The organism is Chryseobacterium sediminis, from assembly GCF_008386505.1.
Taxonomy (GTDB): Bacteria; Bacteroidota; Bacteroidia; order Flavobacteriales; family Weeksellaceae; genus Chryseobacterium; species Chryseobacterium sediminis.
On sequence record NZ_VUNZ01000001.1, the window covers coordinates 837,221 to 863,240 of the forward strand.

Here is a 26,020-nt window from a genome sequence, read left to right on the forward strand (position 1 = left end):
TTTCAAATTCTGATTTGAAGTGCTGAAGCTGATAAATTTTTATTGGCCAATTGGTTTATGCTTCAAATTTCACAATACATAATTTAAAATCTTTATACAGTTCATTCTCAATGAAAAAATCATATTTATTATTGCATTTGGCCGTAGTACTGGCCGGATTTACAGGAGTATTCGGAAAATTGATATCACTTAATGAAGGTCTTTTAACATGGTACAGAGTTATGTTTTCCTGCGTGATTCTGTTTTTTATCCTTAAAATATTTAAAATTCCCAATACCGCTTCAGGAAAAGAAAAACTGAAAATTGCTCAGGCAGGACTTCTTATTACCTTACATTGGGTTCTGTTCTATGCAAGCATCAAATATTCCAATATATCAATTGGAGTTGTGTGCTATTGTCTCACCAGCTTTTTTACAGCTTTACTGAAACCGATTATTGATAGACAGAAATTCAGGTTATCAGAACTGGGACTCAGTACTTTGACGCTTTTGGGAATCAGCCTCATCTTCCATTTTGATGCGTCTTACCAGCTGGGAATTATTTTAGGTGTATTTTCTTCTGCAGTTGCAGCGCTTTATACCATTTATAATGAGCGCCTGGTTCAGCGTTTTGACAGCATTATTATCAACTATTATCAGATGCTTGCCGGCACTGTATGCCTTGGAGCAATTTTGCCCATATATCTCCTCTATTTCAAAGCAGATAGCATAGTTCCTGGATTAAAAGACATGGCTTATTTAGGGCTTTTAGCGCTTTTTTGTACGGTAGGACTTTATGTGATATTTGCAGAAGTTTTAAAGAAAATTCCGGCCTTTACAGTGAACTTAACTTTCAATCTGGAGCCGGTATATGCTATTATTATTGCCTTTTTATTTTTCGATGAAAGTAAAGAAGTTAATCTTTCGTTTTATATAGGATTGGCATTTATTATTGCTTCCGTAGCTTTGCAGACATTGATTTCAATTAAGAAAAAATAATAGAAATAGATATCTTATTTATTAAAATATTCTAAATTAAATTGCTCACAGTTATTTTTTTTCATCAAAATCATATATTTGCTACTAAACAAAAAAATAACTGTGAGTAAACCTATTATATTTGGTGAAATTGAAGGTATTGAAGAGGGATATCATTTTAATAATAGAAAAGAGATGATGCCAACAAGCTTTCATAGAAATTGGGGTGCAGGAATTGACGGAAATGCAAAAGAAGGTACTGCTGCAATTGTTCTTTCTGGAGGATATGAAGATGATTTAGATTTTGGAGAAGAAATTATTTATACGGGTGCTGGTGGTAACGATAGCAATACTGGAAAGCAAATAAGAGATCAGACATGGGAAAAAGGGAATGCTGGACTTATAATAAGTATGGACCAAGGATTACCCGTAAGAGTTATACGGGGATCAACACATAGATCTGAATTTTCTCCTCAAAATGGTTATTCTTATGCTGGATTATATAGCGTTGTTGATGCTTGGGAAGAAACTGGTAAAAGTGGGTTCAAAATTTGTAGATTTCGTTTAGAATATTCTGGTAATAATCAGTCTAAAAAAACAGTGCAACAAATTGAATTAGACTATTCTGAAAGGACAAAAAAAAGAATAGAAAGTACTATTTTAAGAATTGTACGAGATACTAAAGTTGCATTGCAGATAAAAAGATTATATAATTTTAAATGCCAAGTTTGTCAGATTTCTATTCCAACCAAATTAGGTCATTATGCAGAAGGAGCTCATATCAAACCGCTAGGTAAACCCCATAATGGAGATGATAATCCTAATAATCTTATTTGTCTTTGCCCTAATCATCATATCATGTTTGATAAAGGTGTATTTTCAATTAAAGATGACTTACAATTAATTGGTTTATCAGGAGAACTTACAATTAATGATAATCATACATTGAATCTTTCAAATCTACAATACCACCGTCAAACGCATGGTTTCGAATAAAATATTAGCCTCTTAGAAATAATATTTTGAGAGGCTTTTTTATTTAAACTTATTATTTATTAATCCCTAAACTGTTGTATATCTTTACCTGCCATATCCCCACGACCTCTTTAAGCATAACAAAAGTAAACGCAGCATTATAGCTGTTAGGAAAAAAAGTGATTTCTGAATCTATAAGATCTGATGCCTGCGGAATAGGTTTTAATCCAAATATCTGAAACAAAGCAACAGATCTTTTCATATGAAAGCCCGAAGTAACCAAATAAACATTTGTAGGAGCCATCTTTTTTACAATCGGACTTGAGAATTTTGCATTCTGATACGTATTCATGCTTTTATCTTCCTTGATGATATCGGAATCTGACACCCCCATTTTTTTAAAGTTTTCACTGAATAATTCTGCTTCGCTTGTATGCCCTCTTCCCTTTCCGGAAATTATTATTTTACAGGGCATATTTTTTTCCTGAAATTCATGATACAATTGATAGGCCGTAACAATTCTGGAATAAGACATCGTATGCAGTTTTTCAATATTGTTAATATCTACAACTCCACCACCCAATACAACAATAACAGGTTTCTGAGTAACCGCTTTATTCATTTCAGAAGTCTTGAGGTAATTATTCTGCAGATATCCGGAGATTAGTTTCCCTAGGAAGCCATTTCCTATAAAGATGATGATTAAAACGACCGATATACCAATTCCTATTCTAAGTTTTTTACGCTTATTTTTTCTTTTCAGCAAAGCTATTATAGCTACTGCAAGAAATAATAAGAAATAAGGTTCCGTAAATAGCTGTAAAACACGAAATAAAATGTCCAGTAAAAATTTCATCTATGATAATATTGATTAATGTATAGAAAACATCAGATACAAAGGTAGCCATTTTCCTGAGGACTGCCTTTCTCAATGCACTTTCAAAGGTTTATTTGAAATAATTTCTTTTTTATTTAATACTTTTATAAAATCAGAATGTAAAGTACAATGGATTATCAAACCTTTCAGCCACAGCCCGATCTGGCTTCTATAATAAAATGCTATTGGACGCTGGACAATCCCATGGAAGCCATTCCTCAGGTACAAACCATTATTCCGGATGGCTGTATGGAAATGATTTTCCATTATGGTGATCTTTACAAGCAATATATTAACGGGAAAGCAGTTCTGCAACCCAGGAGCTGTGTTTTCGGACAACTCACTGAGCCGTTAAAAATAGAACCGACAGGCATTACCGGTATTTTCTCTGTCCGTTTTCATCATGATGGCTTTATTCCTTTTGCTGCCATTCCTATTAAAGAAATGGATAATCAGGCTATTCCACTGGAAAAACTCTTCGGAATACACGGAACTGAGTTGGAAAAAAACGTGTTGCAAGCCCCTACCACAGAAGAAAAGATACATATTGTAGAAACCTTTTTATTGAAAAGACTGAACAGAGAAACCATCGACAGAATTGTACAGTCTACCATTGATCTGCTTTTAAATGTTGATGGAAAAATATCCGTAAACGAACTTTCCAGGCAAACAAATATCAACAGAAGACAACTGGAACGCAAATTTTCATCCGTTATTGGATTGAGTCCGAAACAGCTTTCAAAAACCATACGGCTTCAGACGACACTCAAGCATCTTCTCAATAAAGAATACACCAGCCTTACAGCACTCGCCCACGAATCTGAATATTATGATCAGGCCCATTTTATCAAAGACTTCAAAGAATTTACAGGATTTACACCCAAAGAATTCTACGGAGATACGCTGCAGATGTCTCTCCTGTTTTACGGAAAAATTTCCTGATGTCGCATTTTTACAATTTTAAAACGCTTCTTATCCTGAACTTTGCTCAAATCAAACAATTGGGCAATGAAAACAACATTAATACTTGCAATGATCGGTCTATCCATCGCAGGCAGCTGGGCACAACAACAAAGTGAAACTAAAAAAATAGAATGGCTTCTCGGAACCTGGGAAACCAAAACCTCAAAAGGAAATCTCTATGAAACCTGGACACGAAAAAGCCATACAGAATTTCAGGGAAAAAGCTACTACCTGAAACAAAAAGACACTCTCTTTTTAGAATCTGTTCGTCTGGTAGAAAAAGAGAAAAAGCTGCATTATATTGTTTCTGTAAAAAATCATAACCATGAACAGCCTGTAGATTTTGCTTCTAAAGCAATAAAAGATCCTGCTTTACTTGTCTTTGAAAACCTTCAGCATGATTTTCCTCAAACCATCACTTATAAAAAAGTGGGCAAAGATTCTTTGTTTGCAGAAATCTCCGGAATTATGAACGGAAAAATGGCCAGACAGGCATTTCCTATGAAGAAGATACAATAACTCTTTATTCTGCTTGTCATAGCAGGTTTTGCATTTTCATACGGATATACAATGTATTGACCGCAACAAAAAAATTAAAAAATTATTAAAATTTTTCGCTTAATTTATCTTTCTGTTTATACAATTATTTATACATTTGCACTCATCAAACAACACACTTTTTAGTGTGCTAATGAAAAAGATAAATACCTACCCTAGTGAAAAAGCAGAAAAGTATCGCCGTTTTTATGACCGTACTCCATATATTTTTGGACAGACATTTTTGTAAAGAGAAAAACAAAAGCTCTTCCTCAAATCTCAGGAAACAGTTGTAACATCAAACAAGGAAAAGAAATCCTTAAGACAAAAAATAAAGATTGATATTGAACCTGTTCAATATTTTCAAAAAAATCATCCGGCAAGTAAGGAAAGAAATACTCTACTTTTCTTAGATAGATGATTATTTTTCCCCTACAATTCTATTATCATAGCATTATATATTCGGCGCCTCTGGCGCCGAAACTTTTCACTACCCTTCATCAGGCAAGAGAACTTGCTAACCCGTTAGCTTCCTAAACTTATCTCTCGAAAGCCGATCCTTATTTTAAAACTATATTTTAAATTAAAATAAGATATCCTATTAATAAATAATATTGTTAAAAGATTTAATATCAAAATTAACATTATCTCAATATAATATGGATTTAAAAAAAATACATTTGTCTTGTACAATTTAACATAATACCGAAATGTCAACAGTTCTCAAAACATTTGTAGCTTATCTTAAAAGACCTGCTCTTTATCCTGAACTGGGCAGAAAAATCATTAAAAATACGGTAAGCAGAAGAAGTCCGTTTAAGGGAAAAGCAAAAGCAAATTTCTGGGCTGCATCCGTAGCAGTTTCACAAAAAGAGGTAATCTCTAGACTTTTCTCTATAGATACAGATCATTTCAGATCTACTTATGCTGATATCCTGGAAAAAGCCCGTGTAAAAGAAAAAGAATGCCCCATTACAATGGGTGGTGCTGGCGCACTGGAGCTTATTTATTATGCCTGTGAATTTACCAAAGCACAAAACGTTCTTGAAACAGGAGTGGCTTATGGATGGTCTTCCTTAGCCATATTGCTTTCGCTTCAAAAAAGAAATGGTACGCTCTATAGCTCAGATATGCCTTATCTTGCTCAGGATGGTGATCAATATGTAGGATGTGTTGTTCCTGAAAACCTTAAAAAATATTGGAAGCTATTCCGTTTTGCAGACAGAGAATCTTTACCGAAAATTTTGAAAAAAGTTTCTTCTTTTGATGTTTTTCATTATGATTCCGATAAAAGTTACCACGGAAGAATGTGGGCTTATCATAAGATTTATAAAAGACTGAGACCTGGCGCAGTATTTATCAGTGATGATATTGGCGACAATTCCGCGTATCAGGATTTTTGCAACAGAATGAATATCAGTACTCTTGTTGTAGAATACAATGGAAAATATATCGGAGTTTTTGTAAAACAATAATCTTCCGCTTCATCGGGCAAGTTCACTTGTCCATTCTTTGCTTCCTAAAATAAAAACTCTTCTAATTAAAGCCTTTTGTAATAATTATTATAAAAGGTTTTTTAGTTAAATACCATTTTTTTCAAAAAAAACTTGCGTAGCTAAATAACTACACGATGAATTTAAGAAGAGATGTATTTCAGGCGATAGCAGATCCTACAAGACGATCTATATTGATGTTGGTGGCGGCACAGTCGATGACAGCGGGAGCCATTGCCTCCAATTTTGATACGGCGAGACCTACCGTTTCAAAGCATCTCCAGATCCTTACAGAATGTGAACTGCTAAGATCCGAACAAAACGGCCGAGAAATAATCTATCACCTAAATCCCAATAAAATGAAAGAAATAGCCGATTTTATAGAACCCTTCCGCAAAATGTGGGACGAAAAGTTCAATAAGCTGGAAAGTGTAATGAAAGCCTATCAGAATAAAAATGCGTGATGCGAGATTCGGGGTACGGTTTCGGGATGTGCAGGATAAATGATTTGCAGCTTACCATCTCAAAATCCTCACACACAAAATAACTCAAATCTCAATAACCCGTAACACGCATCAAACCCAAAACCCTCCCACTCTAATACTCTCAAACCCAAGAAAACCACCAACATCATGGAACTTAAAACAAAAATCCACGCCGAAGACGGAAAACAGGAAATTTTCATCACCAGAGAATTTGATCTTCCGGTAGAACTTCTTTTCAAAGCCTATACAGAAGCAGAGCTTTTTGAACAATGGATGGGCACCAAAGTGACAAAATTTGAAAACAAACAACACGGAAGTTACCGATTTGAAACGTTAAATCCACAAGGAGATGTAGTTTTCAGTGCCAATGGAACTATTCATGACATTGTTCAAAATGAAAAAATTATAAGAACTTTTCAGATGGAAAACACTCCTTTTCCTGTTCAGACTGAGTTTTTAGAATTTGAAAAAATCACGGATACCACCAGCAAAATTACCATCCAGACGATCTATAAATCTGTAGACTTCAGAGACCAGCATCTGAAAATGCCATTCGCACAGGGAATCAATATGGCGCATAACCGTTTACAGGAATTATTAGGTAACAGGTAGCAGATAATAGGTGATAGGAAATGCGTACATCGAAATATACGGGATGCGAGTTTCGAGATTTATACTCCACCCCAACTCTCCCACTCTAATACTCTCAAACCCTCAAACATAAAACACCATGAATCCAAAAGTCAATTTTTTCTTTAATGAAAGCCAGCAATGGCACAAAGAATTTGAAAAATTAAGAACAATTGCCCTAAGCACCGAACTTGTAGAAGATTTAAAATGGGGATGCCCGTGTTATACTTACGAAGGAAAAAATATTTTCCTTATCCACGGTTTTAAGGAATATTGCGCCCTCCTTTTCTTTAAAGGAGCTTTGATGAAAGATCCGGACCAGATTCTGATCCAGCAATCCAAAAATGTACAGGCAGCAAGACAGGTTCGTTTTACAGATGCAGATCAAATCAATGACTTGGAAGATGTTCTTCGGAATTATATGTTTGAAGCCGTTGAAATTGAAGAATCAGGTGCTAAAGTTAAAATGAAGAAAACAAAAGAGTTTGAAATGGCCGAAGAGTTTCAGAATAAACTGGATCAGGATCCGGCACTGCAAGAAGCTTTTAAGGCATTAACTCCCGGAAGACAAAGAGCTTACCTACTCCACTTTTCTTCTGCAAAACAGTCCAAAACCCGTGAAGCCCGCATTGAAAAATGCATTCCACAAATCATGGACGGAATAGGATTAAACGACTAACTATAAAAAACATATCATGAACACACCACAACAATCACAAAAAAGAACAAAGATCATCTATTGGATTTTTACCCTTTGGATGGCACTGGGAATGGTTTCCACCGCAATTGTACAGCTGATGAAAAGTAAAGATGAGCTGCTCAATTTCACCAATTTAGGTTATCCTTCTTACCTGATGACCATCATCGGAATATGGAAAATATTGGGAGTAATTGCCATATTAATCCCCAAACGCCTGCTTTTAAAAGAATGGGCTTATGCAGGATTTTTCTTTGTAATGTCCGGAGCTGTTATTTCCCATCTGATCGTAGGCGATATGGCAGGAAGAACTTTTCCGGCAGTATTATTATTGATGCTGGTTATTATTTCCTGGTATTTCAGACCTGCAGACAGAAAAATCACTATTATTGACTAATCATTTTTAAGATTAAAAAAGAAAGAAATTTTATCGCAGATAAAAGCCTTGCGCATAAAAAAAACTCTTATTTGTAAAACTTGAGCCTTTGCGATTATCCAACAGTATAAACCAATTCAATCAATAATAAAACAAAACTTGATATGAAAAAGAAACTGACACAAGAACAAATCAACGAACTTTTAAAAACACTAAAAGCCCGTTTTGAAAAAAATATGCCCCGCCATAAAGACCTGAAATGGGAAAAAATCCAGCAAAAACTGGAAGCAAACCCTGAAAAAATATGGTCTCTATACGAAATGGAAACTACAGAAGGTGAACCCGATATTGTAGATTACAACAAAAAGACAGATGAATATTCTTTCGTTGACTGTTCTCCGGAAAGCCCGAAACGAAGAAGCCTTTGCTATGATTATCAGGCCTGGGATGCCCGAAAAGCCAACAAACCGGAAAGTAACGTCATCGACAAAGCTAAAGAAATCGGTATTGAACTTTTAACAGAAGAACAATACCGTAACCTTCAGGAACTTGGAAAGTTCGATCAAAAGACATCCAGCTGGATAAAAACTCCATCACAGGTAAGAGAACTTGGAGGCGCTCTTTTCTGTGACAGACGATACAACACCGTATTCACTTATCACAATGGTGCAGATTCTTATTATGCAGCAAGAGGATTCAGAGGAATACTAAAAATATAAGAATACATCAGGAATCTCTCAACCAGGGAGATTCCACACTCCAGAAGATAATTTTTACCCCAAGATAGTTTTCAGCATATTCTACAAACTCTTCTTTGGTAAAAGGTTTTTTAGTTTTCGGATTTTTGTACGTAAGAGTCGGCTCCTGAACCGCCATGGCAACTAAAGGCAGCTTTCCTTTATATTGATTAAAAAAGGGATATGAGTTTTTCATCTGGCCTTTTTTATTCGGAACAATATCCGGTCCTCCCAGCCCTATATTATTTTTATAGGCAAAATCAAATAATCTGGACATGTATTGATGATCATTATCCCATTCACAAGGAAAAAAATTGACATACTGCAAAACATTGGATTGATGGAAAGCATTTCTCGCAAACTTCAGATTTTCTAATTCGGCCTGAAAATAGCGGTCACAGCTAAAACCTGTTTTATCTGCTCTCATTTCTATATCTATTGATGTTTCAGGAAGATTAATCCCTTGAATTTTGCCGTCAAACTTCTGTGCCAGCGCTCCTATAAGCTTTTGAAATCTCTCCCGGACAGCAGAATTCCATTGCTGGGTAACCCATCCGCTTCCAACAGGTTTATTCTCACCAGGGTTATCATATTGAGGAACCAATCCTCCTGTATACTCTTTATCATTCAACAGATAATCAGGAACATACCTGGCCTGTGGCTCAAAAAACCTGTCCTGAAGCTGAATAAATAATTTTTTATGCAAAGAAGTTAAATATTCCAGATCTTTTTCAATACCAGAAAAATCATACACACCTTTTGAAATTTCCAAAGCTCTCCAGTTGTAAACAATCTGTACCCCTCCAATATCCTCACGAGTGATCATTTTTTCTATGTTCTTAAGGTCTCCCGAAGATGTATAAATATAATTCTGAGGAGTCTGTCCCGACATCCAATGCAAACCAAGCATAAGTAATCCCAATCCCAGCGCTTTGGTAATTTTTTTCATTACAATCATTTCGCAAGGTAGATCATTTTTCGTGCCTAAATCTGTTTAATAACTAAAGATCAGGATTACAAGGTTACAGGAACTGAGTACTGTGATAGAAAAATAAAAATCAATTAAACATATCAACTCATATTTTAATTAGCATTTTTTCTTAAAACCTCTTTTAAAAAACACTAATTTTCATCATAAAATGATTATCTCTTTATATCCTATTTTTAATATACAAATACTATTGTTATTTTAGCAGAATAGAAATTTGATTTAACAATTAAGGATATGAAAAAATTAATCTTATTGGGTGCTGTATCAGCTTTTTTAATCAATTGTAATAAGAAAACTGAAGCTCCGGCTCCCAAAGCAGCTGCAGATACCATCGCTGTTGAAGAACCTGTAATAGATACTCTTGGGCCAAAATCGTTCTGCTATATCGGGGTAACAGGAAAAGACAGTGTTTTTGCTTCTATTGATGACAATTTAGGAACAATCACCGGAAAATTATCTTATAAAAACAGTGAAAAAGACAGCTCAAAAGGAGATATAACCGGTTTCAAATCCGGAGATACCCTGAAACTGACTTACGAATTTGCTTCAGAAGGTAAAAAAAGCAAAAGAGATATTTACTTCATCCAGAAAGACAATACTTTGACAGAAGGAATTGGAGATCATAAAGAGGAAGACGGACAGTCTAAATATGCTGACGAGAAAAAAATCAGCTATAAAGACGGACAGAAGCTAAGCACTGCAGACTGTAAAGTAGTAAGTGAAGCCTTAAAAAAATAATATATTATCAATAAAAAGTTGTCTCAAAAGTCAAAATAATAGGCTTTTGTCATTCTGACGAAGGAAGAATCTTATTTAAAACAAGAATATGAGATTCTTCACTACATTTCAGAACTACGTTCGCAGACCTTTAGCCTGTATTCAGAATGATATTTTTGAGACAACTTTTTATAACTATAATTCTGTTTCTATAATCTCAATAAAGCGGTTCACAGCTTCATCACCCGTATTCCAGGAAGTAATAAGGCGAATGGCCGAAAAATTATCATCTACTTTTTTCCAAACATAGAATTCAAATTTTTCAGACAGAATCTCAATAAGATCATTACTCAGAATAGGAAAAATTTGATTGGTATAGGTATCTGAAAGAAAGGCCGCTCCTTTTTTCTGCAATGCACTCTTAATTTTCATAGCCTGCTGATTGGCATGCTTCGCCAGATCAAAATACAGATTATCTTTCATCAGTTCCATAAACTGTATTCCCAACAATCTTCCTTTAGCCAATAAAGCTCCTTTCTGTTTGATATTAAATGCAAAATCCTCCTGAAGAACCGGATTATTAATGACAATAGCCTCTCCTATCAGCGCTCCGTTTTTGGTTCCTCCAAGGTAAAAAACATCCGTCAGACGGGCTACTTTTTCCAGAGTAAGATCACTGATTTCTGATGTCAGCCCATGTCCCAACCTTGCTCCATCCATAAACAGGTATAGTTTATTTTGCTTACAAAATGCTGAAAGCTCTTCCAGTTCTTTTGCCTGATAAATGGTTCCCAGCTCTGTAGAATTGGATATATACACCAGCTTAGGCATCACCTGATGAGGCACATTGCTATGACCTTCTAAAACAGGAATGATGTCTGACGGTTTCAATTTTCCATCCTCAGTTTCAATACTTAATACTTTATGGCCTGTGGCTTCAATAGCTCCTGTTTCATTATTCAGAATGTGGCCGGGAGCGGCAGAGATCACACATTGATAAGGTTTTAAGATGGCTGAAATAACAATTAAGTTAGCCTGCGTTCCTCCTGAAACCAAAAAAACTTCAGAACTCTGATTGTTGATTTTTTCTTTAATTAGTGTTTTTGCTTTTAATGAATACTCATCTTCTCCATATCCGGCCTGCTGATCAAGATTATGCTGTAAAAGAGCCTGTAAAATATTGGGGTGGCACCCTTCAGAATAGTCGTTTTTGAATGAAAATTTCATAGAGTAAAAGTAAAAAAAGTTAAAATAACAAGAGTAAACTTTTCATTTTATTTTGTTAGATTTGTATTGAAAATCATCTAACATTTTGAAAACAACCCTAACAGAAGAGAATTACCTGAAAGCTTTGTTTCATTTAGTTGACAATGAAGGAAAGGTTACGATTAATGAACTCAGTAAATTTTTGAATGTAAAAATGCCGAGTGTCAATAATATGATGAAAAAGTTTGCAGAGAAAAAGTGGGTCATTTATGAAACCTACAAACCTTTAATCGTCACAGAAAGCGGAAGACGTGAAGCTGCGCTGGTAGTCCGAAAACACAGACTTACCGAAATGTTTCTGGTTAAAAAAATGAATTTTGGCTGGGAAAACGTTCATGAGATTGCGGAACAGCTAGAGCATGTACATTCTCAAATTTTCTTTGATAAAATGGATGAAATTCTGGATTATCCTAAATTTGATCCCCATGGAGAGCCTATTCCTGATAAAGACGGAAATATTATTTCCCAGGATCTGCAGAAACTCAGCAATTGTGAACCTGGTGAAAATGTTACTTTTGCTTCTGTCACTTTATCTGACGATGCTTTCTTAACCTATCTCAACGATCGAAAGCTTCTTCTCAACACCAAAGTAAAAGTCGTTAAAGTGGAAAGTTTTGACAAATCAATGACCATAGAAATTGATGGTAAAACAGAAATTTTAAGCAAAAAAGCGACTGAAAAAATATTGGTTAAGAAATAATCTTAACGATAAAAATAAGCCTCACAGATTGTAAAGTCTGTGAGGTTTTTTATTCCCGCGACATCACTTTAAATAAGTTTTTTGAAATCTTAAAAAACAGTGTGTTTCTATTCCTGTAACTGTTAAAAAACGGTTAAACTCTCTTTCATAAAATACCTGAAAATTAATTTTTAATTAGGTTTGCAAAACATTCTACAGACTTTGTCTTTCCGACAAATACAAATAATTAATTATTACCAAAAAAAAATTATGAAAAAAAGCATTCCGTTTTTTATTATTTCGATGTTATTAAGTCCATTTACAAATGCTCAGACTACTGAGGTAAGGGATTTTGTGATTGAACCTCAGATTAAACCCAATTTTTATATTTACAAAACTTTCGGAGTATTTGGAGGAAAAGAATATTCTACCAATGCTGTTTATCTTGTTACAAAAAAAGGCGTGGTCCTATTTGATGTGCCATGGCAGAAAACCCAATATCAAAGCTTGATGGACACTATTCAAAAACGTCATAACCTTCCTGTTATTGCAGTATTTGCCACCCACTCGCATGAAGACAGAGCCGGAGATTTAAGCTTTTATAACAACAAAGGAATTAAAACTTATGCAACAGCAAAAACCAATGAACTGTTGAAGAAAGACGGAAAAGCGACTTCTACAGAAATCATCAAAACAGGGAAACCTTACCGTATTGGCGGAGAAGAATTTGTGGTAGACTTTTTGGGTGAAGGACATACAGCCGATAATGTAGTGGTATGGTTCCCAAAATATAAAATCCTGGATGGAGGATGTCTTGTGAAAAGCAAATCAGCAGTTGATCTCGGCTACACAGGAGAAGCCAATGTTGCACAATGGCCACAAACCATGACAAAACTGAAAACCAAATATTCACAGGCTACTCTTGTGATTCCCGGCCACGATGAATGGAAAGGCGGCGGACATGTAGAGCATACTCTTGATCTTCTGAATAAAAAATAAAATCAAAGAGCCCTGGCAAATGCCTGGGCTCTCTAATTTTAAAGCCATCATTTTAATGATTAATATTTTCTAAGAGTTGTGATACGCTTTCTATTTCCTCTAATGTATTGAAATAATGAGGTGATAACCGGATCGCATGATCTACATTTTTAGATGTAAAATCAATTAATGCATCTCCTTTTTTATTTTCCTTAAAAAACACATTGTTCTCAGTCAGTATTTGATGAACCTTTTCAACCCCTCCGTCTGCCTGGCAAAAAGTAATAATACTGCTTAATCTGTTTCCCTTATCCAAAACTCTGAAGCCATTCTTCTGCAAACTGGTCCTTAAGGTATCTGCCAACGCACGATTATAATTCTCAATTTGATCTATTCCAATCATATTGGCATAGCGCAAAGCCTCTGTAAATCCTAACAGAGCAGCGTATGACCTTTCAAAAAGTTCAAACCTTTTAGCAGTATCATTAAGTTTAAAATCATCAAAAGAAGTCCATTTTGCCCCAAAGCTATCTAAAAACAAAGGATACATATTCTCATTTAAGGCCTTATCAGAAACATACAAAAAGCCTGTTCCCCTTGGTCCTCTCATAAATTTCCTTCCGGTTGCCGTCAAAAAGTCACAATTAATTTTTTCAACATCCACCACAATCTGTCCTACAGACTGACATGCATCCACAAGATAAAGAACATTATACTGTTTACATAAGTTCCCCACTCTTTCTACATTTTGAATTAGGCCGGAATTCGTAGGAATGTGAGTGACAGCAATTAATTTAGGATTATGCTTTTTGATTAAATTCTCAAAATCTTCAAGATCAAGTTCGTAGTCAGGCAGATTGGCAACTCTGATGATTTCAATATGATACCTTTTCTTCAGGGAAATAAAAGCAATCTGATTGGATATATAATCATCGTTGGTAGTAATAATACAGTCTCCTTCTTTAAAAGAAATACTGGACAATGCTTTTGCATAACCATCTGTTGAGCTGCTTACAAATGCAATATTGGAAGGTTTTGCATTAATCAGTTTCGCAGTCTCTTCATAAAACTGGCTTATATGAGCTGAGTTTCGTACCGCAGCCGTATAGCCTCCAAACTCCTGTTCTTCATATAAAAATTTAACTGTAGCATCTACAACGCTCTTAGGCATTAATGATGCCCCTGCACTGTTTAAAAATATCTTATCCGAACATCCCGGGGTCTCCTGTCTAATGAGCTCTAAATTCATTTTTATCAATCCTTAAAGTAAATTTACTTTTAATTTTTTCTGCATATCCACATAAAAAATCCCGAATTTAAATCCGGGATTCTATTTTTTAAAGTGATTTAATCTAAAACACTCCAGCCTCTTTTAGGATTTGTATTGGTAGAAACCTCCTGCTCGTTAACAATGATGTTTTCTTTTCTCTGACCGATATAATCAAGTTCGCTTAGTTTAGAGAAAATTGTCTCAAGACTTTTCAGCATCTGTTGGATGTAAAGCAACGGTTCTCCACAGTTATGATGATCATAATTCGTTTCTGCAACAATAGAAAGCTGGTTTAATAAAGTATGAGGAGCAATCTCACTCCATTCCAGACTATAATTCAGCATTTCTTCCAATTCAGCAGGAACAAGAAGCTGGGTTGAATTATATAAATGAAGAGCTAATCTTGCAAAAGACTCAATCAAAAATACAGGTGGCTGCCAAGGAGTAATATTTCTGAACTGGAAATACATATCTCCAAAAGTATTCACCATTGTGCTGCACAGGAACTTAACGTTTTGTGCTAAAGCTGTATTCTGGTTTTTATGGGAGGTCTTCTGAATAATTTTAAAAGCATATTGCTGAAGATTCCCGATAGATTTTGCATAACTGCTGTAATAATCCACCAAAGCCGGATGACTTTGCACAGAAGTACAAGGCGGAATAAAGTTGGAATCTACCTGAGCGATATTCCCTTTTAAATCTACTTTCCCAATAATAAGATAATTACCTCCGGAATAGCTGCTGTTCAAAGAAGTTACAGGAAGCAGTTCAATATGGTGGTTGGGCTGTGCGCTTGGGTGACGTGGCGGAATTTCTTCAGGGTCAATATCTCCGAAAGGAACTTTATCAAAAGGGTTTACAGAGATTAAGATATAATATTCTCCGTCTGCCTGCTCTTCGTTCATAGATTTTGCCAAAGACTTTACACTGATTCTTCTGTCTGTCAGTTCAATACGGTACCCTGCCATTGTTACAGCGCTGCAACGCTTGATAACAAGCTGTACATCATTGGTTGCTGTGTTGTGAACATCAAAAATGGTACGGTCTGTAAATTCATTGGAAATAGGCAGAAGTCCGTAGTTATATGTAGTAATTCCAAGGGAATTGGAATCTCTGATGGTATCAATTAAGAAATTATCCTGATCATTAAGGTGTCTCTGGGAAACCTTCATCCCATCCACCCAATTGATTGCAAAATGTTTTATTGGCTGTATCATGTTTAATACTTTTTAATTTTTTGTGATTATGATTTTCTTGCGACTCCCTCCTCTTCATGCTGAATGACTCTCTTACAAATCACCACTTCATTTTCAGAAATGCTGTTTGTTGTAATGTCCTGGTCGAAATCTATATATTTTCTGAAACTGAAAAACGATTTTTTAGTGTAAAATATCCAGTAATAAGGTTCATTCCCCTCATCTGAAAGATGAATAATAGAACCTGGGTTTTTATGGTTATAATCATCCACTACTCTATAGAACCAATCTCCGAAGGTAACTCCTGTCGGAAGTGTTTTCGCTTTGATTCTGAAACGGTTGGTATCTTCTAATTTTTTGCTCAATTCAACATTCAGTACCATTAATCTGTCAAAATCTGCCCCTTCAAAATCTGGCAGTTTCTGCTCCGGTGAATATCTCCATGTTTTATAAATATCAAAAGGAATTGTAATAAACTGGATATAACAGTAATAAAATACCATCGGAACTACAAAGATCAGCATACTTGTTGCTGCCATTACAGAATATCCTAATCCTTTACTCATCCAGTTAAAGATCAAAGTAAAAAGATACCCTCCCAAAGCGATACACGTTAATGAAAGTATAGACTCAAACAGAATACTCATTGCCAGAGATTCTATATGCTTCTTGAAATATTTATGCAATAAATTCACATGAATAATCCCAAAAATAAGGTAAATAACTTGTGCGATGAGATACCAGTACGGATTAAAAAGGTTTCCGGCAAATCCAAAAAACCCCGGAATAGCCAGGCATAAACTGCACAGAAGTACATATATAATAATTACTTTAATTTTTATCGCAGGTTTATTTCTCCTGATTACACCCAGTATAACCATCATAATAATTGCGATTAAAGGCATTAAGATATACCTTAAAAAAATACCTTTTACTGAAGAAATTTCCATTTGTTTCTTTTCGAATTTATACTTTGTTGGTAGTTGTAAATATAATAAAATAATTTAGAGGAATGTAGAGTATCCAAGGCGGCTGGCATTTCTTCCATCGTCCTCAAGACTGAACGAATATTCCTCTTTTTCTGTAACAAAATTCTCTTCCACATCCACTGTTACCGGAAGAAAATAATCATACAGCGACTGAAGTACATTTCTGAACGGACTTCCCGGGATATATTTTTTCATATCTTCATAAGGTATAGGTCCAATATTCACCACCCAGTTTCGCTGCCCATCCATATGAGGACCACTTGGAATATAGGTTACCCCCAATCTTGAATTCCCCAATAACATGGAGTTATCATTTTTCTCAATCTCATCAATAATGTTGGGTGAAAAAGTTACGTTTACCGGTACCTGCAGGAAAGCAGTCATACATCTTTCAAACCATTTTTTATCTCCTCTTATCTGGTGGAAAAACGGAAGAATATGCATAAAAATATAGGCACTCTGCTTGTCCAGCATCTTTATCAGCGGCCAGAGTTCACTTACCGTTTCCAATAAAGAATCCGTATTGCTTGTAATATCAAATTCAGATTCTTTAAGTAAAGCACTGATCTCCGTAAAAAAAACTTCCAGCTCAAAAGGACGGAAAAACTTACGGGCATCATCTTCTACTCTTTTCTGTTTACGGATTTCCCTTACCACAGTATCTACATTCTTTCTGGAAGCCCCAAGAGACGGCGGATGGAATAAACCCTCCGGAAGATAGTCATAAATGCCTTCCCTGTAACTCTCTATGGTAAATACTTCCTCATCAAATCCTAAATAACTGCTTGAAATACTCTTAATATCCTTCAGATAAGCACGGTCGTTCACGCCAACACGCTCAATAAATATATTGCTTACCGCACGGTGATATTTCAAAAGGTTAACAGCCACAGCTTCAGCTTTAAAGTCTGTCTGCAGCTTATTGTAATGCATATCTACAATATTAGTCTCATACATAGTGTTTCCTCTGATTATGACTTGTAAAGATAATATATCTCATAAGTTTGAAAAAATATTTTACGAATAATTTTATCCTAAAAATAATAATTTATTGACATTAAAAGGAATAAATTCAGGCAAATTCCGTAAAAATACGGTAAATAAAAGGTTTACTTGTTTTTTTAAATTTAAAACTAACTATTCAGAATCAGACGGTTAAAGGTCTAAAATTCAATGTTTGAGTTGATATTAAAGTTTTTTATTTTAGTTCATCCTTTATATATAAGAATCTTGTGTCTTACTATTCTTCTATATCCACACTCTCCTGTTCCTGTTATTTATTCTCGTCTCCTGATCCGATAAAATATAAGCTTCAAACGTAGTACAATTACATCTTATCATGCAGATTAAATTTTATTAACATCATCTTATGGAATAAATTCGGGATAATGCATGCTCATTCCGAAAGTGGGCCGTATCTTTGCAGACTGAAAATTGTTATTTAAAATGAAAAGTATTTATTCTAAAATTCTGATTTTAGCATTCATGGCCTCTTCACTTTATTCTTATGCATGGGGATTAACGGGACACAGAGTTATTGCAGACATTGCAGAAAACCATCTTTCCCGAAAAGCAAGAAGAGAAATCAAAAAAATAATGGGAAAAGAACGCCTGGCTTACTGGGCAAACTGGCCGGATTTTATTAAATCTGATACCACAGGAGCATGGAAGCAGGCTTCGTCATGGCATTACGTAAACATTGATCCAATGACCGACTTTAAAGCTTTTGAACAAAACTTAAAAGCACAGGCAGGACCAAGCCTTTACACTCAGGTAAACACCCTGTCCAGCCAGATCAAAGACAAAAACACTTCTGAAAAAGACAGAAAAATTGCTTTAATCTTCCTTATCCATATTATGGGAGATCTTGCACAACCCCTTCACGTAGGAAGAGCAGAAGATTTGGGTGGAAATAAAATCAATGTGACCTATTTCGGGGAAAAAACCAATTTACACTCAGTTTGGGACGGAAAATTGGTAGATTCTCAAAAATACAGTTACACAGAATATTCTAAACTTTTAGATATTAAATCTAAAGAAGAAGTAGCACAGATACAGTCCGGAACACTGGAAGACTGGTTGTATGATTCTCATAAAATTGCCAACAAGATCTATGCGCAGACTCCTAACGATTCTAAATTATCTTACGACTATCAGTATAAATTCAACGATACAGTAGAAAGACAATTATTGTATGGAGGATTGAGACTTGCAAAAGTATTAAATGAGCTTTTTTAGTTACTAGTTATGAGTTGCGTGTTGCGAGTTTACGGGTTCACAAACCCAAACTTAAAATAGTACTCTTAGATATAAAAACGAAACTTCGGTTTCGTTTTTTTTTGTTTAAGGTTTAAGGAAATTACAGAATTCTCAGATAAGGTCTGGTCTTTTTGTTATTAATGAATATTTTATTTATAGTCCGAAACAAACCATAAACAACTGAATATCAGAAATATATTTTGTTTTTAAGAAAATTATCATTATTTTAACAGGTTTCTTTTCACAAAAAAAATAAAACTTGTGTAACCTTTTTACCTTTTCATACGTATATATTATAGTAACTCTTTTTTGAGGATAAAATAAATGAGACAATTAAAAATCACTAAGCAGGTAACCAACAGGGAAACTGCTTCATTAGACAAGTATTTGCAGGAAATTGGTAAAGTGGAACTGATCACTGCGGACGAAGAAGTAGAATTGGCACAAAGAATACGTGCAGGCGACAGAGCCGCACTGGAGAAATTAATCAAAGCCAACCTTCGTTTCGTAGTTTCTGTATCTAAGCAATACCAAAATCAAGGTCTTTCTTTACCCGATTTGATCAATGAAGGTAACCTAGGATTAATGAAAGCGGCAAAAAGGTACGATGAAACTAGAGGTTTCAAATTTATCTCTTATGCAGTATGGTGGATCCGTCAATCAATCTTACAGGCATTGGCTGAGCAGTCAAGAATTGTAAGACTACCATTGAACAAAATTGGTTCTATCAACAAAATCAATAAAGCATACGCTCACCTTGAGCAGGAAAATGAAAGACCACCTTCTCCGGAAGAATTGGCTGAAGTTCTTGACATGAGCGAGGAAGATATTAAAGAATCTATGAAAAACTCCGGAAGACACCTGTCTATGGATGCACCTTTAGTAGAAGGTGAAGATTCTAATCTTTATGATGTATTACGTTCAGGAGAATCTCCAAGTCCAGATAAAGATCTGATGCTTGAATCTCTACAAATCGAGATTGAAAGAGCATTGAATACTTTGACGCCAAGAGAGGCTGATTTGGTAAGATTATACTTCGGACTGAACGGAAAACACCCAATGACTTTAGAGGAAATTGGTGAAACTTTCGATCTTACAAGAGAGAGAGTTCGTCAGATCAAAGAAAAAGCAATTAAGAGACTAAAACACAATACCAGAAGCAAGATTCTTAAATCTTATCTGGGTAAATAATTTTAGCGTAAAAAATTTTATAGGCGGAGTCTGGTTTCAGGCTCCGTTTTTTTATTTATTCCAAAGGCTATATAGAATCAATTACATTCAATCTGCAGACTTCTGTAACATTTTTCACCGTTTGTTCAACTAATTAAAATCATATCCTTTCCTCATTTGCATTAAAATCTAAATGAGTAATTTTAGTTGTTGGGATATGATACTGATGATACACCAAAATAAAAACAGACTATGAAAAAAATACTTTTTGCCTCTATCCTTGCATTATCTGTACTTTCTTGTAGAGAAAATAAATCCCAAAAACATGATATTGTTGAAAAAGCAGCTGAGAATACGGAATCAAGTATGCCAATAAAGAGATTAAGTAAAACTCAGGATATATTCAATGGTATTTATTATGAAAAAATAAAAAATGATGAAGGATTAAAGAAAATGGATGAGAAAATATCTTTAATTCAAGAAGATGCTCATAAAATGCAAAGTATATAGCAGCATCATTTCTAATTCAGAAGATTATTATTTGATTGCAAAAAATGAAGCAAAATCTATTAATGATTCGGTTTTAAGAAAGGAAATGATGAACCTCATCACAGAAAGTTCAGACAAGTATTATCTAAAAGTTCAAAAAATAAAAGAACTTAAGAGTAAGATTAATAGGAATAAACAAAGTATTTACAGTGTATATGCTGCACTCAAAATCAGAAAAACCCTTCCTGAAATTGAAAAATACCAGAATGCCCATCCTCTGAAAACAGACAGCCTCAATCAATTCATCAATAAACAAAAACAACTGCTGGAAGAGTTGAAAAAAATAAAATAAACACCGCTACACCTCATGAAATATACTACAAAATGGCTCACTGATAAAGCCCGCGTTAAAGAACTTGTGGACTTTTTTATTACTCATAAAACAGACTCTTATATTTCCCATGGTGAAATGATGTCCGGCAGAGCCATCGATTCCCATCACTGGAATCCCGATCTTGAACTGATTCTTACCGAACAGCTGATTACTGATTTTAATTCTGATGGCAGTTCTAAACTGAATATTTTAATTGCAGAAAACGAAAATGGGGAAATTGTCGGAATGATGGTTTTCAATGTGATCAACAGTCCCTTTAAAAAGTATGCGATTTTAGAAGACATGCTTTTGGATCAGTCCGTAAGAGGCCAGTCACTGGGAAGTAAACTTCTGGAAAAAGCTATTCATGAATCTAAAAACTGGAATATCAGTTTTATCTTATTGGAAAGCGGAGTCAACAATCATGGAGCGCACAACTTTTTTAGCAGATATGGTTTTAAAAAGGTATCGGAAAGCTATATTATAACAATTTAAATTAAATGATGTCTTATGAACACCATTTCAATCATCGGAGCCGGAATCGGAGGGCTTACCCTCGGAAATATACTGAAACAGCATCAGTATGATTTTACAATCTACGAGTCTGCCCCTGAAATAAAACCTGTAGGAGCCGGAATTATGATGGCAGTGAATGCAATGCAGGTTTTTGATCAACTGGGATTAAAGGAAAAAATTGAAAAGGCAGGTAATAAAATTCACAGAATTGTTATCGCCAATGAATCTTTACAGACTATCTCCAAGACAGAAATTCTGGAACTTGAAACGAAGTACAATTCATGTAATGTTGCAATCCACCGTGCTGAACTCCAAAAGATTTTAGCTGAAAACCTTTTTCCCGATTCCATTAAACTGAATCATTCTCTACAGAAAATTGAAAAAAAAGAAAACTATATTTTAGATTTTGAAAACGGAAATCAGATTGAAAGTAAAATCGTTTTTGGAGCAGATGGTATAAAATCCCCTATCCGAAATCAGATTTTAAAAACCGGAACAATCCGCAACTCAGGGCAGAAATGCTGGCGCGGTCTTTTAGATTTCGATCTGCCTGAGAAACATCATCAGGAAGCTTTTGAAATGTGGGGAAAAGGAAAACGCTTTGGGTTTGTAAAAATTTCTGACAAAAAAGTATACTGGTATGCCTGCGTGAATGAGAAAAGTTTCGGGAGATATATTGAAATTGCAGAGATTTTTAATGATTTTGATCCTTTGGTTTTACAAATTATTGACGCTACTCCAGACGAAAATATTATTTGTAACACAATTTCTGACCTCTCACCTATTCCCAAATGGTATTCTGAAAATCTATGCCTGATTGGAGATGCCGCTCATGCCACAACTCCCAATATGGGTCAAGGTGCCTGTCAGGCTATTGAAGATGCTTATATCATCGGAAAGCTGTTGGAAAAAGATAAGGATTTCAATACAGTTTTTGAGGCATTTCAAAGCATCAGAAGAAAAAAAGTGGATTATATTGTCAACACAAGCCGAACCATAGGAAAAGTATCCCAATGGGAAAGAGGAAATTCAATACGTAATTTTCTCATGGGTATGATTCCGGAAAGCATCAATCAAAAAATGGCTAAAAAAGTTATAGAACTGGAATTGTAAAAATTCGGTTAAAAAATAAAATTTAAAAAATTATATTCGATTTATTAATAACAACTAAAAATTAAAAACATGAAAAAAATCTTTTACGTATTGCTCTTATTCATAGGAGTACATACAGCACAAGCACAGGAGGTCCCGGTACTGGACAGGGGTTTATTTTTTGGGAACCCGGAAATTTCCGGAGGACAGCTGAGCCCGGATGGAAAATGGATTTCCTTCACGAAAGAATATGGAGGCATTATGAATATATGGGTAAAAAAGATTGATGAACCTTTTGAAAAAGCCCGCCCACTAACGGATAGCAAGCGCCCGATGAACGGATATTTCTGGTCAGAAGACGGTAAGTATATTCTTTATGTAAAAGATGGAAATGGTGATGAAAACATGAATATTTTTGCTGTAGATCCCATGGCAAAAGTAACCACCGGAGTTCCGGAATCAAGGAATTTAACTCCGCTTAAAGAAGTAACAGCTCAAATCTACATGGTAAGCAGAAAAGATCCTGATTTGTTGATGGTGGGATTAAATAACCGTGATAAAGCATGGCATGATTTATACTCATTGAAAATTTCTACAGGTGAGCTGAAAAAGATTTATGAAAATACAGACCGCATTACAAGTTATGAATTTGACTGGGATGAAAAATTGAGAGTTCTTTCCAAAACGGATGATAAAGGAACTACCCAGTTTTTTTATAAAGAAGGAGATAAACTCACTCCTATTTACGAGACTTTGGTAACGGAAAGCGCCTATATCTCAAACTGGAACGAGGATAATTCTAAGTTCTATCTGGTAACCAACAAAGGGAACCTAGATAAATCAACCTTATTCCTGATGGACCCGAAAACCAAAGAGATTACAAAAATAGAAAGCGATCCTAAAGATAAAGTAGATTTTGGAGGGTTGTTTCTGGACAGAAATACAAGAAAGATGATCTATACCTCTTACACCGGAGATAAAACAGAGTATTACTGGAAAGACAAAGTATGGGAGGACAATTATAAATTTCTGCAAAGTAAATTTCCTGGAAGAGAAGTTAATTTTTCAAGTTCTACCAATGATTATTCTAAATTCTTAGTTGCTGTTGGAGGTGATAAATATGCTTCAGAAGCGTATTTCTTTGATGCAAAGACAAAACAGCTGATTTTCCAGTATACCCCAAGAACAGAATTAAAAAAAGTGGAAAAATATCTGGCTGCGATGACTCCTATTTCTTATAAAAGCAGTGACGGACTTGAAATTCCGGCTTATCTGACTTTACCTGTAGGTTCATCGGGTAAAAATGTACCTGTAGTTGTTTTGGTTCACGGAGGTCCGAAAGGTCCAAGAGATTATTGGGGATACAATTCAACCGTACAGTTTTTAGCTAACAGAGGATATGCGGTATTGCAACCTAATTTCAGAGCGAGTGGTGGATACGGTAAAAAGTTTCAGAATGGCGGCGATCTTCAGTGGGGAAAACTGATGCAGGACGATATTACATGGGGTGTAAAATATTTAATTGATAAAGGAATTGCAGACAAAAGCAAAGTAGTGATTATGGGAGGAAGTTACGGTGGATATGCAACGCTTGCAGGTTTAGCATTTACTCCTGATGTATATGCTGCCGGAGTAGATATTGTAGGACCAAGCAACCTCTTTACTTTACTGGATTCTGTTCCTGCTTACTGGGAAGCTGCACGCGCTTTCCTTTACGGAATGGTAGGTGATCCTAAAACTGAAGAAGGCAAAAAACGTATGCATGATGCCAGTCCGTTGTTTAGTGTGGATAAAATTAACAAGCCATTATTGATTGTTCAGGGAGCTAACGACCCGAGAGTAAAACAGGCTGAAGCAGATCAGATTGTCATTGCGCTGCGTGATAAAGGTAAAAAGGTAAATTACATCCTTGCTGATGATGAAGGGCACGGATTCCGCAAACCGGTGAACAGCATGGCAATGTATGCTGAAACAGAGAAATTCCTTGCTGAAGTAATTGGAGGAAGATATCAGAAAGAAATGCCTGAAAATGTAGCAAAACGTCTTAAGGAAATGACGGTTGATATTGCAAAAGTTACTTATACTCCGGCGAAAAGCGAAAAAACCGCAGGAGCTTCTAAATAAAGTTTCGGTATAATAAAGACAAAGCCATCTCATTTTTACGAGATGGCTTTTATTTTTTAAGTCTTATTTTTCATTTTCAGTCTGCATCAGCTCTATCCAGTGAACTATTTCTTTTATCTGTTTTTCGGAAAGTTTAGCTTCCGGATGAAGATAAGTATATGAGGTAAGCGGCATTTTCTTCTGTTGTATCTGATTGGCAATAGAATTTAATTTATTGACCTGTTTACGACGGCTGTAATTACTCCATTCATTAAAATTCAATTCTTCTTTTCCTTTTTTAATATGCTTTTCAAGATAATAACTTAAAGGCTGTATATAGGAATAGAATGGATAATGGGTAGAATTGCTATGACAGTCATAGCAGGAATTTGTAAGAATAGATTGCACATTCTTAGGAAGCTTGTAAACCTTTGAAATATCTGTTGAAGGAACCTGCCCATAATCAATATTACGGGCAGGCTGAATGATCTGAATGAGTAAAAAAATTAGAACAAACCCTAACAATATGTTTTTCACGTGTCGGTTCATTTTTTTTACAATTTTAAAATACTTTTTTTATAGATCCGCAATTGATCATTTTTTGCCCTTCATATGGATTGACAATCTCTTCCGACTCACTGATCCAGGTTCCACCCTTTCCATTATTATACATAGGACAGAAATCCTGATACAATTTTAATCCGTCAGTCCCCTTTTCTTTTATTAAATCAGTAATATCATTACTCAGAGAAAGTAGATGTTCTCTCTGATGGGCTATATCGTCAGATTTTTCACTGATATGCTCTGCATTTTCTGCTGCACTTTCCAAAATATCTTTTACTTCAGGGCTTAGTTTACTTACATCCTGTTTTTTTAAGACAGAATATAATTTTTTAGCTTCTGATGAGGCTGTTTTAGAATCATCCTTCGTTAAAGCATTTTTTAAAGGAAGATAGCTCTCAACAATCTGTTTTATTGAAAATGCTGAAGAATCTGTTGATTCCTTTTTATCTTTCTCCGAATCATTATCTGCCTTTAGCGGTTCGGTTGCTACGGATGATTCTTCCTCCATTTTAAGATCAGCTTTTGTCTCCTTTTTGGTGGAATTGTTTTTAGTACATGAGTATAAAAGACCTCCTACTAAAAGAACGGTTACTATGTTTTTCATTGTTTTACTAATTAATTTTATAAAAATTTTAATGTTTT

29 protein-coding genes are annotated in these 26,020 nt (G+C 35.1%); 20 read left to right on the forward strand and 9 right to left on the reverse strand.

Annotation, left to right across the window (positions count from 1 at the left end; all coding sequences use genetic code 11):
* Positions 1-110 precede the first annotated feature (110 nt).
* Both FW780_RS03890 and FW780_RS03895 read left to right on the forward strand, forming a co-directional pair.
* Positions 111-977 carry a DMT family transporter gene (locus FW780_RS03890; RefSeq protein WP_149832297.1) on the forward strand — a complete coding sequence of 289 codons (867 nt, stop codon included), beginning with the start codon at positions 111-113 and terminating at the stop codon, positions 975-977.
* A gap of 102 nt (positions 978-1,079) precedes the next feature.
* Entirely contained in the window at positions 1,080-1,952 is an 873-nt protein-coding gene (locus FW780_RS03895) for a YDG/SRA domain-containing protein (RefSeq protein ID WP_206669027.1), read from the forward strand.
* Between the two features lie 52 nt (positions 1,953-2,004).
* On the opposite strand, the gene FW780_RS03900 is transcribed toward FW780_RS03895, so the two are convergent.
* Entirely contained in the window at positions 2,005-2,787 is a 783-nt protein-coding gene (locus tag FW780_RS03900) for a YdcF family protein (protein WP_149832298.1), read from the reverse strand.
* Between the two features lie 150 nt (positions 2,788-2,937).
* On the opposite strand from FW780_RS03900, the gene FW780_RS03905 reads away from it, so the two are divergent.
* From FW780_RS03905 to FW780_RS03940, 8 genes are all read left to right on the forward strand, one after another.
* On the forward strand, positions 2,938-3,750 hold the full coding sequence (locus tag FW780_RS03905) for a helix-turn-helix domain-containing protein (RefSeq protein ID WP_149832299.1): 813 nt from the start codon (positions 2,938-2,940) through the stop codon (positions 3,748-3,750).
* A gap of 66 nt (positions 3,751-3,816) precedes the next feature.
* Positions 3,817-4,290, forward strand: a complete 474-nt coding sequence (locus FW780_RS03910; RefSeq protein ID WP_149832300.1) for a DUF6265 family protein — start codon at positions 3,817-3,819, stop codon at positions 4,288-4,290.
* A 728-nt stretch (positions 4,291-5,018) separates the two neighbouring features.
* Positions 5,019-5,783 (forward strand): O-methyltransferase, encoded by a 765-nt coding sequence (locus FW780_RS03915; RefSeq protein ID WP_149832301.1) that lies wholly within the window; start codon positions 5,019-5,021, stop codon positions 5,781-5,783.
* Positions 5,784-5,938: 155 nt separating this feature from the next.
* Positions 5,939-6,265: an ArsR/SmtB family transcription factor gene (locus FW780_RS03920; RefSeq protein WP_149832302.1), complete on the forward strand. Its 327-nt coding sequence runs from the start codon at positions 5,939-5,941 to the stop codon at positions 6,263-6,265.
* A 168-nt stretch (positions 6,266-6,433) separates the two neighbouring features.
* Positions 6,434-6,898 carry an SRPBCC family protein gene (locus FW780_RS03925; RefSeq protein WP_149832303.1) on the forward strand — a complete coding sequence of 155 codons (465 nt, stop codon included), beginning with the start codon at positions 6,434-6,436 and terminating at the stop codon, positions 6,896-6,898.
* A gap of 118 nt (positions 6,899-7,016) precedes the next feature.
* Positions 7,017-7,595 (forward strand): YdeI/OmpD-associated family protein, encoded by a 579-nt coding sequence (locus FW780_RS03930; RefSeq protein ID WP_149832304.1) that lies wholly within the window; start codon positions 7,017-7,019, stop codon positions 7,593-7,595.
* Positions 7,596-7,611: 16 nt separating this feature from the next.
* Positions 7,612-8,010, forward strand: coding sequence for a DoxX family protein (locus FW780_RS03935; protein ID WP_149832305.1), 399 nt, complete (start codon positions 7,612-7,614; stop codon positions 8,008-8,010).
* Between the two features lie 143 nt (positions 8,011-8,153).
* A complete protein-coding gene (locus tag FW780_RS03940; protein ID WP_149832306.1) occupies positions 8,154-8,708 on the forward strand; it encodes a DUF4256 domain-containing protein in 555 nt (184 codons plus the stop codon).
* A gap of 7 nt (positions 8,709-8,715) precedes the next feature.
* On the opposite strand, the gene FW780_RS03945 is transcribed toward FW780_RS03940, so the two are convergent.
* On the reverse strand, positions 8,716-9,675 hold the full coding sequence (locus FW780_RS03945; protein WP_149832307.1) for a hypothetical protein: 960 nt from the start codon (positions 9,673-9,675) through the stop codon (positions 8,716-8,718).
* 276 nt (positions 9,676-9,951) lie between these two features.
* Here FW780_RS03945 and FW780_RS03950 point away from each other — a divergent pair, with 276 nt between their 5' ends.
* Positions 9,952-10,455 carry a hypothetical protein gene (locus FW780_RS03950; protein ID WP_149832308.1) on the forward strand — a complete coding sequence of 168 codons (504 nt, stop codon included), beginning with the start codon at positions 9,952-9,954 and terminating at the stop codon, positions 10,453-10,455.
* Between the two features lie 174 nt (positions 10,456-10,629).
* On the opposite strand, the gene FW780_RS03955 is transcribed toward FW780_RS03950, so the two are convergent.
* Positions 10,630-11,661, reverse strand: a complete 1,032-nt coding sequence (locus FW780_RS03955; RefSeq protein WP_149832309.1) for a threonine aldolase family protein — start codon at positions 11,659-11,661, stop codon at positions 10,630-10,632.
* An 85-nt stretch (positions 11,662-11,746) separates the two neighbouring features.
* Here FW780_RS03955 and FW780_RS03960 point away from each other — a divergent pair, with 85 nt between their 5' ends.
* A complete protein-coding gene (locus FW780_RS03960) occupies positions 11,747-12,400 on the forward strand; it encodes a metal-dependent transcriptional regulator (RefSeq protein WP_149832310.1) in 654 nt (217 codons plus the stop codon).
* Between the two features lie 249 nt (positions 12,401-12,649).
* Positions 12,650-13,378 carry an IND family subclass B1 metallo-beta-lactamase gene (blaIND, locus tag FW780_RS03965; protein ID WP_149832311.1) on the forward strand — a complete coding sequence of 243 codons (729 nt, stop codon included), beginning with the start codon at positions 12,650-12,652 and terminating at the stop codon, positions 13,376-13,378.
* A 52-nt stretch (positions 13,379-13,430) separates the two neighbouring features.
* On the opposite strand, the gene FW780_RS03970 is transcribed toward blaIND, so the two are convergent.
* From FW780_RS03970 to FW780_RS03985, 4 genes are all read right to left on the reverse strand, one after another.
* Entirely contained in the window at positions 13,431-14,606 is a 1,176-nt protein-coding gene (locus FW780_RS03970) for an aminotransferase class V-fold PLP-dependent enzyme (protein ID WP_241676836.1), read from the reverse strand.
* A gap of 98 nt (positions 14,607-14,704) precedes the next feature.
* Complete coding sequence (locus FW780_RS03975) at positions 14,705-15,844, reverse strand: hypothetical protein (RefSeq protein ID WP_149832313.1); 1,140 nt, start codon at positions 15,842-15,844, stop codon at positions 14,705-14,707.
* A 26-nt stretch (positions 15,845-15,870) separates the two neighbouring features.
* Positions 15,871-16,773 (reverse strand): TssN family type VI secretion system protein, encoded by a 903-nt coding sequence (locus FW780_RS03980; RefSeq protein WP_149832314.1) that lies wholly within the window; start codon positions 16,771-16,773, stop codon positions 15,871-15,873.
* Between the two features lie 54 nt (positions 16,774-16,827).
* Positions 16,828-17,769 carry a type VI secretion system baseplate subunit TssG gene (locus FW780_RS03985; protein ID WP_149385873.1) on the reverse strand — a complete coding sequence of 314 codons (942 nt, stop codon included), beginning with the start codon at positions 17,767-17,769 and terminating at the stop codon, positions 16,828-16,830.
* A gap of 489 nt (positions 17,770-18,258) precedes the next feature.
* Between FW780_RS03985 and FW780_RS03990 the strand changes: the two genes are divergently transcribed.
* From FW780_RS03990 to FW780_RS04015, 7 genes are all read left to right on the forward strand, one after another.
* A complete protein-coding gene (locus tag FW780_RS03990) occupies positions 18,259-19,050 on the forward strand; it encodes a S1/P1 nuclease (RefSeq protein WP_149832315.1) in 792 nt (263 codons plus the stop codon).
* A gap of 345 nt (positions 19,051-19,395) precedes the next feature.
* A complete protein-coding gene (locus FW780_RS03995; RefSeq protein WP_002979276.1) occupies positions 19,396-20,262 on the forward strand; it encodes a sigma-70 family RNA polymerase sigma factor in 867 nt (288 codons plus the stop codon).
* A 231-nt stretch (positions 20,263-20,493) separates the two neighbouring features.
* The gene (locus FW780_RS22615; protein ID WP_241676838.1) at positions 20,494-20,751 is read left to right on the forward strand and encodes a hypothetical protein; all 258 of its coding nucleotides are present in this window, start codon (positions 20,494-20,496) and stop codon (positions 20,749-20,751) included.
* Positions 20,726-21,082, forward strand: coding sequence for a hypothetical protein (locus FW780_RS22620; protein WP_241676839.1), 357 nt, complete (start codon positions 20,726-20,728; stop codon positions 21,080-21,082). Before FW780_RS22615 ends, FW780_RS22620 begins: the two co-directional genes overlap by 26 nt.
* Positions 21,083-21,097: 15 nt before the next feature.
* Entirely contained in the window at positions 21,098-21,598 is a 501-nt protein-coding gene (locus FW780_RS04005) for a GNAT family N-acetyltransferase (protein WP_149832316.1), read from the forward strand.
* A 15-nt stretch (positions 21,599-21,613) separates the two neighbouring features.
* Positions 21,614-22,732 carry an FAD-dependent monooxygenase gene (locus FW780_RS04010; protein ID WP_149832317.1) on the forward strand — a complete coding sequence of 373 codons (1,119 nt, stop codon included), beginning with the start codon at positions 21,614-21,616 and terminating at the stop codon, positions 22,730-22,732.
* Positions 22,733-22,801: 69 nt separating this feature from the next.
* Positions 22,802-24,835: an alpha/beta hydrolase family protein gene (locus FW780_RS04015; protein ID WP_149832318.1), complete on the forward strand. Its 2,034-nt coding sequence runs from the start codon at positions 22,802-22,804 to the stop codon at positions 24,833-24,835.
* Positions 24,836-24,898: 63 nt separating this feature from the next.
* Here FW780_RS04015 and FW780_RS04020 read toward each other — a convergent pair whose 3' ends face one another.
* Positions 24,899-25,351 carry a heme-binding domain-containing protein gene (locus FW780_RS04020; protein WP_241676840.1) on the reverse strand — a complete coding sequence of 151 codons (453 nt, stop codon included), beginning with the start codon at positions 25,349-25,351 and terminating at the stop codon, positions 24,899-24,901.
* A 25-nt stretch (positions 25,352-25,376) separates the two neighbouring features.
* On the reverse strand, positions 25,377-25,982 hold the full coding sequence (locus FW780_RS04025) for a DUF3347 domain-containing protein (protein WP_149832320.1): 606 nt from the start codon (positions 25,980-25,982) through the stop codon (positions 25,377-25,379).
* Between the last annotated feature and the right edge of the window lie 38 nt (positions 25,983-26,020).